Source organism: Herbaspirillum sp. NPDC101396 (genome assembly GCF_044767365.1).
Classification (GTDB): domain Bacteria; phylum Pseudomonadota; class Gammaproteobacteria; order Burkholderiales; family Burkholderiaceae_D; genus Herbaspirillum.
Window position 1 is genome coordinate 1 of the sequence record NZ_JBIWNT010000007.1, and the last position, 13,657, is coordinate 13,657.

The 13,657-nt window shown below is 60.9% G+C and carries 12 protein-coding genes; 4 read left to right on the forward strand and 8 right to left on the reverse strand.

Annotation, left to right across the window (positions count from 1 at the left end; all coding sequences use genetic code 11):
* From ACIROY_RS21945 to mfd, 4 genes are all read right to left on the reverse strand, one after another.
* On the reverse strand, nt 1–96 hold a 96-nt coding region (locus ACIROY_RS21945), incomplete at its 3' end, for a CoA-transferase (RefSeq protein ID WP_402278782.1).
* A gap of 120 nt (nt 97–216) precedes the next feature.
* Complete coding sequence (locus ACIROY_RS21950) at nt 217–597, reverse strand: DUF4870 family protein (RefSeq protein WP_402344214.1); 381 nt, start codon at nt 595–597, stop codon at nt 217–219.
* 34 nt (nt 598–631) lie between these two features.
* Complete coding sequence (serB, locus tag ACIROY_RS21955; protein WP_402344217.1) at nt 632–1,474, reverse strand: phosphoserine phosphatase SerB; 843 nt, start codon at nt 1,472–1,474, stop codon at nt 632–634.
* Nucleotides 1,475–1,502: 28 nt separating this feature from the next.
* A complete protein-coding gene (gene mfd / locus ACIROY_RS21960; RefSeq protein WP_402344220.1) occupies nt 1,503–4,949 on the reverse strand; it encodes a transcription-repair coupling factor in 3,447 nt (1,148 codons plus the stop codon).
* A 167-nt stretch (nt 4,950–5,116) separates the two neighbouring features.
* On the opposite strand from mfd, the gene ispD reads away from it, so the two are divergent.
* The 3 genes from ispD to ACIROY_RS21975 all read left to right on the forward strand — a co-directional run bounded on the left by ispD (nt 5,117) and on the right by ACIROY_RS21975 (nt 6,749).
* On the forward strand, nt 5,117–5,857 hold the full coding sequence (ispD, locus tag ACIROY_RS21965; protein WP_402344223.1) for a 2-C-methyl-D-erythritol 4-phosphate cytidylyltransferase: 741 nt from the start codon (nt 5,117–5,119) through the stop codon (nt 5,855–5,857).
* A gap of 20 nt (nt 5,858–5,877) precedes the next feature.
* Nucleotides 5,878–6,381, forward strand: coding sequence for a 2-C-methyl-D-erythritol 2,4-cyclodiphosphate synthase (ispF, locus tag ACIROY_RS21970; RefSeq protein WP_402344225.1), 504 nt, complete (start codon nt 5,878–5,880; stop codon nt 6,379–6,381).
* Nucleotides 6,382–6,545: 164 nt separating this feature from the next.
* Nucleotides 6,546–6,749: a cold-shock protein gene (locus ACIROY_RS21975; RefSeq protein WP_053197264.1), complete on the forward strand. Its 204-nt coding sequence runs from the start codon at nt 6,546–6,548 to the stop codon at nt 6,747–6,749.
* Between the two features lie 219 nt (nt 6,750–6,968).
* Here the strand turns inward: ACIROY_RS21975 and aceB are convergent, their stop codons facing one another.
* The gene (gene aceB / locus ACIROY_RS21980; protein ID WP_116435587.1) at nt 6,969–8,555 is read right to left on the reverse strand and encodes a malate synthase A; all 1,587 of its coding nucleotides are present in this window, start codon (nt 8,553–8,555) and stop codon (nt 6,969–6,971) included.
* 181 nt (nt 8,556–8,736) lie between these two features.
* Between aceB and ACIROY_RS21985 the strand changes: the two genes are divergently transcribed.
* Nucleotides 8,737–9,645, forward strand: coding sequence for a LysR family transcriptional regulator (locus ACIROY_RS21985; RefSeq protein WP_116435586.1), 909 nt, complete (start codon nt 8,737–8,739; stop codon nt 9,643–9,645).
* 28 nt (nt 9,646–9,673) lie between these two features.
* On the opposite strand, the gene ACIROY_RS21990 is transcribed toward ACIROY_RS21985, so the two are convergent.
* From ACIROY_RS21990 to ACIROY_RS22000, 3 genes are all read right to left on the reverse strand, one after another.
* Complete coding sequence (locus tag ACIROY_RS21990) at nt 9,674–10,930, reverse strand: serine hydrolase domain-containing protein (protein ID WP_402344228.1); 1,257 nt, start codon at nt 10,928–10,930, stop codon at nt 9,674–9,676.
* 9 nt (nt 10,931–10,939) lie between these two features.
* Complete coding sequence (thrC, locus tag ACIROY_RS21995) at nt 10,940–12,400, reverse strand: threonine synthase (RefSeq protein ID WP_402344231.1); 1,461 nt, start codon at nt 12,398–12,400, stop codon at nt 10,940–10,942.
* Nucleotides 12,401–12,492: 92 nt separating this feature from the next.
* A complete protein-coding gene (locus ACIROY_RS22000; protein ID WP_402278753.1) occupies nt 12,493–13,629 on the reverse strand; it encodes a helix-turn-helix transcriptional regulator in 1,137 nt (378 codons plus the stop codon).
* Nucleotides 13,630–13,657: the final 28 nt, after the last annotated feature.

A 13,657-nucleotide genomic window follows, 5' to 3' on the forward strand; every position in this document is an offset into this window, starting at 1 on the left:
AATGCCGCACAGGCCGAAGCCGCCGACGGCAATCGTCTGGCCGTCCTTGACGATGCCGGATAACGCGCTGGACGCGTCGGGATAGACTTTATTCATGCTGTCGCCTCTCTTTTCTATTATTTCCAGTTGCTGATGTTGCTGAGGTTGCTGCTGTTGCCGAAACTTGCCGGCCCATTCTAATCCATCTGCATGACAGGAGCTTGACGCCCCACCCGATCAAACAGGCATGGCCTTGTTGTCGTTGAGGTCGAGCCAGCCTTTGATGATGCGATAGGCTTTCCAGATCCATGCCAGCGACCAGATCAGCACCGCCAGCGGAATGCCAATCAGGGTGATCCACGCCAGGCCGCCTGCAAACATCCAGAACAGATACCACCAGAACGAGCGGATCTGCCAGCGGTGGTGGCTATAGACGAAGGTATCGGCGGCGTCGCCGAGCTTGATGTAGTTGACGATCAGCGGCAGCCACGACAGCATGCCCAGCGACAAGACCAGACTCAGCCCGTGGAAGATGTACAGCCACCACGCCAGGTCCTTGGCCGATTGCAGCCTGGCGTCGAACACCAGTTCCTGATTTCCCTGACTTGTCGTGTCCATGCGTTTCTCCCGGGTTGTTTGCAGATGCGTGTGATTACGCCAGTATGTTCAAGATGCCGTCGAGTCCCACAAAGTTCAATGCCACGCTTGCCTGAGCGCGCACGACTGGTTTGGCGCGGAACGCCACCGAAAGTCCGCTCACGCCCATCATCTTCAGATCGTTGGCGCCGTCACCCATGACGATGGCTTGCGAGGTCGGCACACCCAGTTCGGCGCAAACGCGCTCCACGGTCAGGCGTTTTTCCTCGGCGTTGACGATGCCGCCGACGACTTTGCCGGTCAGCTTGCCGTCGACGATTTCCAGTTCGTTGGAATGCGTGTAGTCGAGATTGAGGCGACTCTTCATGCGGTCGGTGAAGAAAGTGAAACCACCCGACACCAGCAAGGTCTTGAGACCGGCGGCCTGGATCGCCTGCAGCATCTTCTCCGCGCCCAGGGACAATTGCAGGCGTTCGTCGTAGACGCGCTGCAAGGCGCCGGCATCGAGTCCCTTGAGCAAGGCAACGCGACGCGTCAGGCTCTCGTTGAATTCGATTTCACCGCGCATGGCGGCTTCGGTGATTTCAGACACTTGCGGCTTCAGGCCTTGCATGTCGGCGATCTCGTCGATGCATTCAATCGTGATCAGCGTCGAATCCATGTCCATCGCCACCAGCTTGAAATCCTTGAGCGTGCGGCCCGCTTCGACAAAAGCGTAATCGACTTGTTGCGCCAGGCAGGCGGCGTCGATTTGCGCCTTGAGCGCGGCGCTGTGGGCAATACCCTCGCAACGCCAGGCATGCGCGTTGATATCCACCACGCGCTGCGGCTGCGCGAGTGCAACGATGGCCTCGATGTCGGCGCGATTGGTGTTCAGTCCCTGCAAGATCAGATTCATGGTGCGTCTTCTTTGTATTTAAAATTTTTCAGCCGACCAGCGAGCGCATGGTCGCCTTGATTTGCATCACGCGCGCGTTGAGATCGGGCATGTTGGCAGTGATGCGCAACTTGTCCTGGCCGTTGAGCTTGATGTGGCGATTCTTCTGGATCAGCTCGATGATGCGCATGGCGTCGACCGGCGGATTCGGCACGAATTGCAGCAGCGCCGATTCGGCATGCGCGTCGATCTTGATGATGCCGAGCGGCTTGGCAGCGATGCGCAGGCGATGCGTCTCGACCAGCGCCTTGGCGACTTCAGGCAGCTTGCCGAAGCGATCGATCAGCTCTTCCTGCAAGGCGTCGATGGTTTCCTGCGAAGTACAGTTGGCGAAACGTTTGTACAGCGACAGGCGCTCGTGGACGTCGCCGCAATAATCGTTCGGCAGCAAGGCCGGCACATGCAGGTTGATCTCGGTGGTGCTGGCCAGCGGCGCCGCCAGATCCGGCTCGCGACCGTCCTTGAGTGCACGCACGGCTTCGCTGAGCATGTCGGAATACATCTGAAAACCGATCTCGTGCATCTCCCCCGACTGGCTGTCGCCGAGCACTTCGCCGGCGCCGCGGATTTCGAGGTCGTGCATGGCGAGGTAGAAGCCGCTGCCGAGTTCTTCCATCTGCTGGATCGCTTCGAGACGGCGTTGCGCCTGCTTGGTCAAGCCCTTGACGTCGTTCACCAGAAGATAAGCATAGGCCTGGTGATGCGAACGGCCGACGCGGCCGCGCAACTGGTGCAACTGCGCCAGGCCGAACTTGTCGGCGCGATGCATGATGATGGTGTTGGCGGTCGGCACGTCGATGCCAGTCTCGATGATGGTGGTGCACAGCAGGATGTTGGAACGCTGCGCGACGAAATCGCGCATGACCGTTTCCAGGTCGCGCTCATGCATCTGGCCGTGTGCGATGACCACGCGTGCTTCCGGCAACAGCGCTTCGAGCATGGCCTTGCGGTTTTCAATCGTATCGACTTCGTTGTGCAGGAAGTAGACCTGGCCGCCGCGCTTCAATTCGCGCAGGCAGGCCTCGCGGATGGTCGACTCCCCTTCCGCGCGCACGAAGGTCTTGATCGCCAGTCGTTTTTGCGGCGCGGTGGCGATGATGGAGAAATCGCGCAAACCTTCCAGCGCCATGCCCAGCGTGCGCGGAATCGGCGTGGCGGTCAGCGTGAGCACGTCGACCTCGGCGCGCAGCGACTTAAGCGCTTCCTTCTGGCGCACGCCGAAGCGGTGTTCTTCATCGATGATGACCAGGCCCAGGCGCGAGAATTTGACGTCGTCGGACAGCAGCTTATGCGTGCCGATGATGATGTCGAGCGTGCCGTCGGCCATGCCCTTGATGGCTTGGGTGATTTCTTTTCCGGTACGGAACCGCGACAGCTCGGCAATGCGTACCGGCCAGTTGGCGAAGCGGTCGGCGAAGGTCTGCGCATGCTGCTCCGCCAGCAAGGTGGTCGGTGCCAGGATGGCGACCTGCTTGCCGCCCATGACGGCGACGAAGGCGGCGCGCAGGGCCACCTCGGTCTTGCCGAAACCGACATCGCCGCAGATCAGCCGGTCCATCGGCTTGCCGCTGGTCATGTCGCCGATGACAGCGTTGATGGCGGCAGCCTGGTCGGGCGTCTCTTCAAAGCCGAAACTCTCGGCGAAGGTTTCGTAATCGCGTGCGGAATACTGGAAGGCATGGCCCTGGCGCAGCGCGCGGCGCGCATACAGGTTGAGCAATTCTGCCGCGGTGTCGCGGATCTGCTGCGCCGCCTTGCGCTTGGCTTTTTCCCACTGGCCGGAACCGAGCGAATGGAGCGGCGCATCTTCCGGCGAGGCGCCCGAATAGCGCGCGATCACATGCAGTTGCGAAACTGGCACGTAGAGCTTGGCTTCCTTGGCGTATTCCAAGTGCAGGAATTCAGTCTCGCCCTCGCCCAGATCCATGCTGAGCAAACCCATGTAGCGGCCGATGCCGTGGTTGGCGTGTACCACCGGGTCGCCGATCTTGAGCTCGGACAAATCGCGCACCATGTGCTCGACCTGCGTGACGTTTTCCTGCTTCTTGCGGCCGACGCGGCGACCGGAACCTGCATACAGTTCGGTCTCGGTAATGAAGACGACCTGCTCCTGTTCCAGCTCGAAGCCGGCATGCAAGGGCGCCACGCCCAGCATCAGCGGCTCGGTGTTGCCGATGAAGCTGTCGTAGCCGTCGCACAGCGCCGGATGCAGGTCGTATTCGGCGAAGTATTGCTGCAAGGTTTCGCGACGTCCGTTGGACTCGGCGCACAGCAAGACGCGCTTGCCGGTTTTGAGCAGATAGCCGCGCAGGTTGGTCAGCGGATCGTCAGTACGACGATTGACTGCGACGTTGGGAATCGGCGCAGACAAAGCCGATGGCGCGTCGTCGGTTTGCAATACCCAGCGGCCGTAAGGCTTGACCAGTGTGAAGAAATCCTCGTCGGTGAGGAACACCTGCTCCGGCGCCAGCACCGGACGTTCGCGATCGGCCTTGAGGAAGTTGTGGCGCGAGCGCGTGTCGCTCCAGAAACGCTTGATGGCCTGATCGATGTCGCCGACCGTGGCGAACATACTGTCCTCGGGCAGATAGCGGAACAATGTCGCGGTCTCTTCAAAAAACAACGGCAGATAATATTCGATGCCGGCCGAGGCGATGCCGTTGCCGATGTCCTTGTAGATCGCAGATCGAGAAGGATCGCCTTCAAACACTTCGCGCCAGCGGCTGCGGAAAGCGGTGCGTGAAACTTCGTCCATCGGGAATTCGCGGCCCGGCAGCAGGCGCACTTCGCGCACCGGATACAGCGAACGCTGGGTGTCGGCGTCGAAGGTGCGGATGGTTTCGATGGTGTCGCCGAACAGATCGAGGCGATACGGCAGCGCCGAGCCCATTGGAAAAATATCGATCAGACCGCCGCGCACCGAATACTCGCCGGGCGACATGACTTGCGTGACGTGGGTGTAACCGGCCAGCGTCAATTGCGACTTCAGACGCGCCTCGTCGAGCTTCTCGCCCTGCTTGAAGAAGAAGGTGTAGGCGGCCAGGAAACCCGGCGGCGCCATGCGCAACAAAGCGGTGGTGGCCGGCACGATCAGCACGTCGCACTGGCCGCTCTGCACTTCATACAAGGTGGCCAGACGCTCCGAGACCAGATCCTGATGCGGCGAAAAGGCGTCGTAAGGCAGCGTTTCCCAGTCCGGCAGCAAATGGCAGCGCAGCTTGTCTTCGCCCTCAGCGCTACGCTGAAACCACGGGATTTCCGCCAGCAGGCGCTGCGCATCGGTGGCGTTGGCGACGACCACGGTCAGCATGCGCTTGTTGGCTTTCAAGGCAAGCGCGGCTTGCGCCAGCAGATAGGCGTCGGCGGAACCATGCGGCGCCGGCGGAACAAAGCGCGCACCCGGCTTGGGAAGGGATTTTTTCAGGTCAAAAGACATTAGCTGGATCGGAAGGCGCCTGGGGCGCGCAAAATACTGCGAAAGAAGCCAAATTTGGCTTTAGAATTCAGCCTCACATTATAAACGAAGCCCTCTGCTGGCAAGGCTGCGCCCCAAGGCGCCGCACGCAGGCATTTTCTGCGCTCTTGCCGTCATGGCGCACCGGCATGACCGCTTCCGCATCGTCACCTCAGGCCCGCCATTTTGCGCTGATCCCCGCCGCCGGCATCGGCGCACGCGTGGGCGGCGCCATTCCCAAGCAATACCTGCCGCTGGCCGGCAAACCGATGCTGCAATATGCGCTCGACACCTTCGCTTCCAGCGCGCTGATCGCCCACACTTTCCTCGTGGTCAGCGCCGACGACGGTTACATCGGCGACTTCCTGAAGACGCAGCCGCAACTGGCAGGCAAGCTGACAGTGCTGCGCAACGGCGGCGCGACGCGCCAGGATAGCGTGCTGAATGGTTTGCAAGCGATCAGCGCGAAGCTCGGCGCGGACGACTGGGTGCTGGTGCATGACGCCGCACGCCCAGGGCTGACCGCTGAATTACTGGAGCGTCTCATCGCCTCGCTGCATGACGATGAAGTTGGCGGCCTGCTGGCGCTGCCGGTGGTGGACACGCTCAAGCGCAGCGGCGGCACGCCGGAGCGGCGGGAGCGCGTGCAGGCCACCGTGCCGCGCGATGCGCTGTGGGCGGCGCAGACGCCACAGATGTTCCGCTACGGTTTGTTGATGCGGGCGCTGGAACAGGCGCATGCGCAAAATCGCGTCAGCGACATCACCGACGACGCCAGCGCCGTCGAGATGCTGGGCCTGCAGCCAAAGCTGGTCGAAGGCAGCCCGCGCAATTTTAAAGTCACGCTGGCGCACGATGTCGCGCTGGCTGAACTCTTCCTGAAGACATAAGGATATAAAGGATATACCGCATGACGTTTTCCCCTCCTCCATTCCGCATCGGCCAGGGCTACGATTGCCACGCTCTGGTGACAGGGCGCAAGCTGATCATCGGCGGCGTCGACATCCCGCACAAGACCGGCCTGCTTGGACATTCTGACGCGGATGTGTTGCTGCACGCCATCACCGATGCGATTTTCGGCTCGGCGGGATTGGGCGACATCGGCCGCCATTTCCCCGATACCGATGTGCAGTTCAAGGGCGCCGACTCGCGCGTGCTGCTGCGTGAAGCGGTCAAGCGCCTGGCCGCCGCCGGTTATGTGATCGGCAACATCGACGCCACCATCATCGCGCAAGCGCCCAAAATGGCGCCGCATATTCCATCCATGGTGGCCCATGTGGCCGCTGATCTTGGCATTGCACCGGAGCAAGTAAACATCAAGGCCAAGACCAACGAAAAGCTGGGCTACCTCGGTCGCGAAGAAGGCATCGCCGCCGAAGCGGTCGTTTTGGTATACAAAACGGCAGCAAATTAAATCATTCTCATAGAGTGAAAAACGCTTGCATTGGCGATTTAATCGGTATAATTAAACGGTCGTTAAGATTCGAGTTGGTAGTGCGGTATTAGTCTGTCATTCCTCTCTAGGTTTAAACGATAATAACGGGCAAAAAGCCCACACTAACTTATTTAGGAATTAACATGGCAACTGGTATCGTAAAGTGGTTCAATGACTCGAAGGGCTTCGGCTTCATTACTCCTGACGAAGGCGGCGAAGATTTGTTCGCTCACTTCTCGGCTATCCAATCGAACGGCTTCAAGTCCCTGAAAGAAAACCAACGCGTTTCTTTCGAAGTGACTACTGGTCCTAAGGGCAAGCAAGCTTCGAACATCGTCCCGCAATAATTGCGCAGATAAGCAAATCGATTCGTCGGTTTGCTTCGATGATGAAAAATCCCCGACTTGTCGGGGATTTTTTTCGTCCGGAGATTTGTGATGACACGTTGGTGAGTGCCCTGCTCCAATGCAAAACGCCCGGCATGACCGGGCGTTTTTGCGTGTAGAGCGATGCTGGAGAAACGGCGACCTCAGTGCAGATCGCCGCCTCGCCGCATCAGCGCTTCATCAGATTTCTTCGTACAGCGGCAATGTCAGGAATTCGGCAAACGTCTCCGACGTCGACATGTCTTCGAAGATCTTGGCGGCGCGGTCGTAGGTCGGACCGGTACCGGCCACTTCCTTGACCTTGGCCAGTTCTTCCGGAATCATCGCGCGCACCATGTCGGCAGTGACCTTGCGGCCGTCTTCCAGGTTGCCCTTGCTGCTGCGGATCCATTGCCAGACTTGTGCGCGGCTGATTTCCGCAGTTGCCGCATCTTCCATCAGGTTGTGGATAGGCACGCAACCGTTACCGGCCAGCCAGGCACCGAGGTAGTGGATGCCGACGTTGATGTTGTAGCGCAGGCCGGCTTCGGTGATCGGCGTTTCAGGCTGGAAGTTGAGCAGGTCGGCCGCCTTGACGTCGACGTCCGGACGTTGCTTCTCGAACTGGTTCGGCTTGTCGCCCAACACCGCCACGAATTCCTTCATCGATGGTTCGACCAGACCCGGGTGAGCCACCCAGCCGCCGTCGTAGCCGTCGGTCGCATCGCGACGCTTGTCGTTGATGATGCCTTGCATGGCGATGGCGTTCTTTTCCGGATCGTTCTTGATCGGGATCAGTGCGCTCATGCCGCCGATGGCGGGCGCGCCGCGCTTGTGGCAGGTCTTCAGCAACAGCAACGCATACGAACGCATGAACGGTGCGGTCATCGTAACCTTGGCGCGGTCGGCCAGGCAGAAGTCCTTATCGTTCTTGAATTTCTTGATGCAGGAGAAGATGTAATCCCAGCGGCCGGCGTTCAGGCCCGAGCTGTGCTCGCGCAGTTCGTACAGGATTTCTTCCATTTCGAAGGCGGCGGTGATCGTTTCGATCAGCACGGTCGCCTTGATGGTGCCTTGCGGCAGGCCGATTTCGTTTTGCGCCATCACGAAGATGTCGTTCCACAGGCGCGCTTCCAGGTGCGATTCCATCTTCGGCAGGTAGAAGTAAGGACCGGCGCCGCGCGCCAGTTGCTCCTTGGCGTTATGGAACAGGAACAGCGCGAAGTCGAAGATGCCGCCGGAGATGCGCTTGCCGTCGATGGTGACGTGCTTCTCGTCCAGGTGCCAGCCGCGCGGGCGCACCACCAGCGTGGCGATCTTGTCGTTGAGCTTGTAGCTCTTGCCATTCGATTCCAGCGAAATGGTGCGGCGGATGGCGTCGAACAGATTGATCTGGCCGCTGATCTGGTTGTCCCAGACCGGCGAGTTCGAATCTTCGAAGTCGGTCATGTAGCTGTCGGCGCCCGAGTTGAAGGCGTTGATGACCATCTTGCGCTCGACCGGGCCGGTGATTTCGACGCGGCGGCATTTCAGTGCTTCAGGAATCGGTGCGATCTTCCAGTCGCCGCTGCGGATGTTCGCAGTCTCAGGCAGGAAGTCGGGACGCTCGCCGGCGTCCAGACGCTTTACACGCTCAACGCGCGCGGCCAGCAACTCTTGGCGACGCGACTCGAAGGCGCGGCTTAATTTGGCTACCAGCGCGAGCGCGTCAGGCGTCAGGATCTGTTCATAACCAGGCTTGATTTCACCAGAAATCTGCATCCCGGCCGGCAGTGTCAATTGCGTCATGCTGTGCTCCTAAGTAGATAAAAAATCGGATGACAATGTCTTGTCGAATTGTATTTTTGTGCACTTAGTATATTTAAACTAAATCCACATGAGTGAAACGTTTTATCACTTTATCTTTGCGTTTTAGTCACAAGTGACGAGATAATGGCTGTGCCGCTTTCCAGCCTTCGAGAGTACCGCCATGGATCAGTTCAAGCAAATCTCCACCTTCGTTGACGTCGCCGCCAAAGGCAGCCTGTCGGCCGCCGCCCGCGCCGAGGGCATCGCCCCCGCCATGATCGGGCGCCGGCTCGATGCCCTGGAGGAACGCCTGGGCGTCAAGCTGCTGCAGCGGACCACCCGCAAGATCGTGCTGACCAATGAAGGTGCGGCCTTCCTGGAAGACTGCCAGCGCATCCTGACCGACCTCGAAGACGCCGAATCCTCGGTCTCGGAACGCAGCGCGCGCGCCAGCGGCAACCTGCTGATCTCGGCTCCCGCCGGTTTCGGCCGCCAGCACGTGGCGCCGCTGGTGCCCTCCTTCCTGACCGAACATCGCGACGTCACGCTCACGCTCAACCTCAACGACCGCATCGTCGACCTGATCGGCGAAGGCGTCGACGTCGCCATCCGTATCGCCGCGCTGACCGATTCCAACCTGATCAGCGTCAAGCTGGCCGAGAACCACCGCGTGGTGGTGGCGGCGCCTTCTTATCTGCGCCGCCATGGCATTCCCGAGACGCCCGACGACCTGGCGCGCCACAACTGCCTGGCCATCAGCAGCGAAGGCAGCCAGCGCGGCTGGACGTTGAGACAGCACGGCAAGGTCAGCGTCTACAAGGTCGGCGGCAATATGGTCTGCAACGACGGCGAAGTGCTGCACAACTGGGCGCTCAACGGCAAGGGGCTGGCCTGGCGTTCCATGTGGGAAGTCGGCGCCGCGCTCGAATCGGGTGAACTGGTGACGGTGCTGGACAAGTTCGATGCACCGGCGCCGGCGATTTATGCGGTCTTTGCCCAACGCCGGCATCTGCCGCTGCGAATACGCGCCTTCGTGGATTTTTTGCGGCATACCTATGCCCAGCCGAATTACTGGCGGCATCCGGCCTGAGCAGTTCGACGAGATCGGGCGATGGCGATTACCACTTGCCGTAAGTCGCCACGATCCCCCGCAACAAAGCGTCGCGCTCTGCGCCGAGATGCGCGCCGCTGGCGTCGCCTGATGCGTCCTTGCCCACTGCCGTGTGCACCACCACCAGCCTGAGTTCAGGGTCGACGAAAACCGCCTGGCCGTACACCCCCAGCAGCGCAAAGCGACGCCGGCTGCCGGGCAGGATCCAGGTTTGCAGGCCGTAGCCGGAATACTTGCTGCCGTGATACGACATGGTCCCCGGCCGGAATGCCGCGGGCTGACGCTCAGGGTCGGTCATGTCGAGCAGATGTTCGCGCTGCACCACGGCGTTGCCGCGCACCTCGCCGTCGGCCGCCATCATCATCCCAAGTCGTGCGTAGTCGTACACAGTGGCGTTGAAGCCGCCTTGCGCCACTTCGATGCCGTCGCCGGGATTGAGCATCCAGGTGGCCTTGGCTTGGGCGCCGATCGGCTGCCAGATTTTTTCACCGATGTAGTCGCACAGAGTGCGCCCGGTGGCGGCGCGCAACACCAGCGCCAGCACGTTGGTCTGCGCGCCGGCATAGTTGAAACGCTCGCCTTCCGGATCGCTGCGCTCGATGACGCTGCGTACAGCTTCAAGCGTGCCTGACTTGCGCATGATGTCGTTGAAGGCGGCGCGGTCATCGTGCGCCGAATAGTCTTCGACATACCTGGCGCCGGAGGCCATGCGCAGCAGATTGACGATGCGCGTTTCGCCATAGAGAGAGCCGGCCAGTTTTGGGACATAGGTTTTCGCCGGATCTTCCAGCGAGTGGATGCTTCCGTCTTCCAGCGCCTTCATGACGCCCAGCGCGACGATGGTCTTGGCCATGGAATTGGACAACATGCGCATGTCGGGCGTGCGCGCGTAGTTGTAGCGCTCGGCCACGATGCGGCCGTCTTTCACCACCACGACGGCCGTGGCGCGCTGGCGCGTCATGTAGTCGTCGAGCGTGAACGTGTCGCCGCGAAAGCGATAGATGAAAGCGGTCTCGGTAGCGTTCTTTTCCAGCGCCACCGGATCGCGCGACGACGCCAGCGTACAGGAGGGATTGAAGCTGTCCATCGCGCTGAAGGAGCCCACCAGGTAGTGCTGCTGATAGGCCTGGCGGAGATTGGAGGCGACCGGATAGCCGGAAGATTTTCCCAGCGCGTCTTCGTCAGGAGCCGCCGCGGCAGAGGCGACGACGCCGGCAAGCAGCGACGACGCGACCAGCAATCTGATGGTCGCGACCTTGCTCATGTGCTTTGCTTACAGCCCGGTGTGCGTTGCCACAAAGGCTTTGACCTTGGCGGCGTCGGCAGACATGACCTCGAAACGCTGCGGCAGCGCTTCGATGTTTTCAAAGCCCGCCGGACGGTCGGCATCGCGGCCCAGCGCTTCACGGATGGTCTCGTTGAACTTGGCCGGCAAAGCGGTTTCCAGCACGATCATGGTGACGCCTTCGGCGAGATTCTCACGCGCGACCTTGATGCCGTCGGCAGTATGGGTGTCGACCGTGATGCCGTAGCTCTTTTCGGCGAAGCGGATGGTTTCCAGGCGGTCGGCATGCGTCGACTTGCCCGAGGCGAAGCCGTAGCGGATCACGCTGGCGAATTCATCGCCGTCGCTGCCCGGTTTGCCGGTCAGGTCGAAGCCGCCTGCGGTCTCGACCTTGTGGAACAGGGCCTTGACGCGTGTGCTGTCGCGACCGAGCAAGTCGTAGATAAAGCGCTCGAAGTTGGACGCCTTGCTGATGTCCATGCTCGGGCTGCTGGTGTGGTAAGTCTCGGCCGACTTGCGCACGCGATAGACGCCGGTGCGGAAGAATTCGTCGAGCACATCGTTCTCGTTGGTGGCGACCACCAGCTTGTCGATCGGCAGGCCCATCATGCGCGCGATGTGGCCGGCACAGATATTGCCGAAATTGCCCGACGGTACCGTGAACGAGACCTTCTGTTCATTGCTGGTCGTGGCCGAAAGATAGCCGCGGAAGTAATACACCACCTGCGCCACGACACGCGCCCAGTTGATCGAATTGACTGTGCCGATTTTTTGCGCGGCCTTGTAGCCGAGATCGTTGGAGATTGCCTTGACGATGTCCTGGCAATCGTCGAACACGCCTTCCACCGCGAGGTTGAAGATGTTCGGATCCTGCAGGCTGAACATCTGTGCGGTCTGGAACGCGCTCATCTTCTTGTGCGGCGACAGCATGAAGACACGGATGCCCTGTTTGCCGCGCATGGCGTATTCGGCAGCGCTGCCGGTGTCGCCGGAAGTCGCGCCGACGATGTTGAGTTCAGCGCCCTTCTTGGCCAGCGCATATTCGAACAGGTTGCCCAGCAACTGCATCGCCATGTCCTTGAAGGCCAGCGTCGGGCCATTCGACAGGCCTTGCAGTACCAGCTTCTTGCCATCCTTGTCTTCCAGCGTGCGCAGCGGCGTGATCTGCGCAGCATCTTCACCGGCACGCGTGTTGCGATACACCTCGGCGGTGTAGGTCTTGTGCGTCAGCGCCTTGAGGTCGGCGTCGGGAATGTCGCCGGCGAACTTCTTCAGCACTTGATAGGCCAGGTCCGCATAGGACAGCGTGCGCCATTGATCGAGCTCGGCGCCGGTGACTTGCGGATACTGCGCCGGCAAGTACAGGCCGCCGTCCGGCGCCAGGCCGCCCAGCAGGATTTCGGAAAAGGAAGGTGTGGCAGAGTGACCGCGAGTGGAGACGTATTGCATGGCGTAAGTAAGAGTGGAAGTGGTCTTGCAACATGTTGCACGGAGACCGCCATTATAGCTGGCTCGCGTACCGAGTCCGCGTTTTTGCCTTGCTAAAGCATCACGTGCGGCTGCGACGCCAGCAAGGTACGGATCAGCTCCGCCTGGCGCTTGGCGCCGGTTTTGGCGAACAGGCTGGCCAGATGGGTACGCACGGTATTGCGGCTGATGTCGTTTTTGAGCGCATACGACTCGATGGTGTCGTTCTCGAGCAGCGCTTCGGCCAAGCGTGTCTCGGCCGGCGTCAGGCGATAAATGACCTGCAATTGCGCCGATCGCGAGACGCGCTGGCGCGTCATGTCCTGCAGGATCAGCAGGGCAAACGGACCGCCGCACAAGGGATCGAGCGCAGCAGGAATCGTCGCCGGAATCACCGACACCAGCAGCGGCGTCGATTGCTTGCGGCGCGCGATGGCGAACCATTGTCCCTGCCGCGGCTCCGTCGTGGTCGCCATGCGCAGCGCGTGCTGCAGCCGTTCGGCGTCGGCCGGCTCGGACACAACCAGCTTGTCATTGCGCACGGACAAGCCGTCGGCGGCGGCCAGGATGGTGGTCGCCTGCGGATTGAGCGAGACGATGCGGCCAGCGGCGTTGATCCATAAGGTACCGTAAGGCAGATGCGCCACCACCGATTCGCTGGCCGTCTGCTGGCGCTCCAGCGTCTGCATGCGTGCGCGCAGCGTGGCCGAACGGATCAGGTGTGGCGACAGGCTGCGCAGGAAGGCGTATTCGGTTTCGGCGTATTCATCCGCGCCCAGCGGACGCAGGAAAGCGATCGCCTCGGATTGCGTGGTGCGCTCGCCGATACGCCCGACCACCATGTGGCGGCCGCCATACTTGAACAGGAAGTCATTGTAGATTTCGCTCTTGCGCACGAATCGCTCGTCGAAACGCTGATGGTCGGCGCGCCACTCGCCGACCCGCCCGGTGGCAAGCCAGCCGAGGCGGTCGTCGACCTGGCTGTAGTATTCCTTGTATTCGAGATCGCCGGCTTGATAGTCGCTGTTGCTCACGCAGGACGCGATCACTTCGCGGCTTTCCACATCCATGTGGACGTAGTGACCGGCGATGGCGCCCACCTCGCGGCAGATCATTTCCATGGCCGGCGCGATCCGGCTCAGATCCTGGACGGAGTCGTAAATCAACTCCACCAGCTGGCCGAAGCGCTGTTCCGCATTCCCCGTTGACATAAAGAAACCCCTGAATCGCGTTGTTTGA

Coding starts and splice junctions, on each gene's coding strand:
- ACIROY_RS21950 (WP_402344214.1), bottom strand. CDS start 597: ATGGACACGACAAGTCAGGGAAATCAGGAACTGGTGTTCGACGCCAGG.
- serB (WP_402344217.1), bottom strand. CDS start 1,474: ATGAATCTGATCTTGCAGGGACTGAACACCAATCGCGCCGACATCGAG.
- mfd (WP_402344220.1), bottom strand. CDS start 4,949: ATGTCTTTTGACCTGAAAAAATCCCTTCCCAAGCCGGGTGCGCGCTTT.
- ispD (WP_402344223.1), top strand. CDS start 5,117: ATGACCGCTTCCGCATCGTCACCTCAGGCCCGCCATTTTGCGCTGATC.
- ispF (WP_402344225.1), top strand. CDS start 5,878: ATGACGTTTTCCCCTCCTCCATTCCGCATCGGCCAGGGCTACGATTGC.
- ACIROY_RS21975 (WP_053197264.1), top strand. CDS start 6,546: ATGGCAACTGGTATCGTAAAGTGGTTCAATGACTCGAAGGGCTTCGGC.
- aceB (WP_116435587.1), bottom strand. CDS start 8,555: ATGACGCAATTGACACTGCCGGCCGGGATGCAGATTTCTGGTGAAATC.
- ACIROY_RS21985 (WP_116435586.1), top strand. CDS start 8,737: ATGGATCAGTTCAAGCAAATCTCCACCTTCGTTGACGTCGCCGCCAAA.
- ACIROY_RS21990 (WP_402344228.1), bottom strand. CDS start 10,930: ATGAGCAAGGTCGCGACCATCAGATTGCTGGTCGCGTCGTCGCTGCTT.
- thrC (WP_402344231.1), bottom strand. CDS start 12,400: ATGCAATACGTCTCCACTCGCGGTCACTCTGCCACACCTTCCTTTTCC.
- ACIROY_RS22000 (WP_402278753.1), bottom strand. CDS start 13,629: ATGTCAACGGGGAATGCGGAACAGCGCTTCGGCCAGCTGGTGGAGTTG.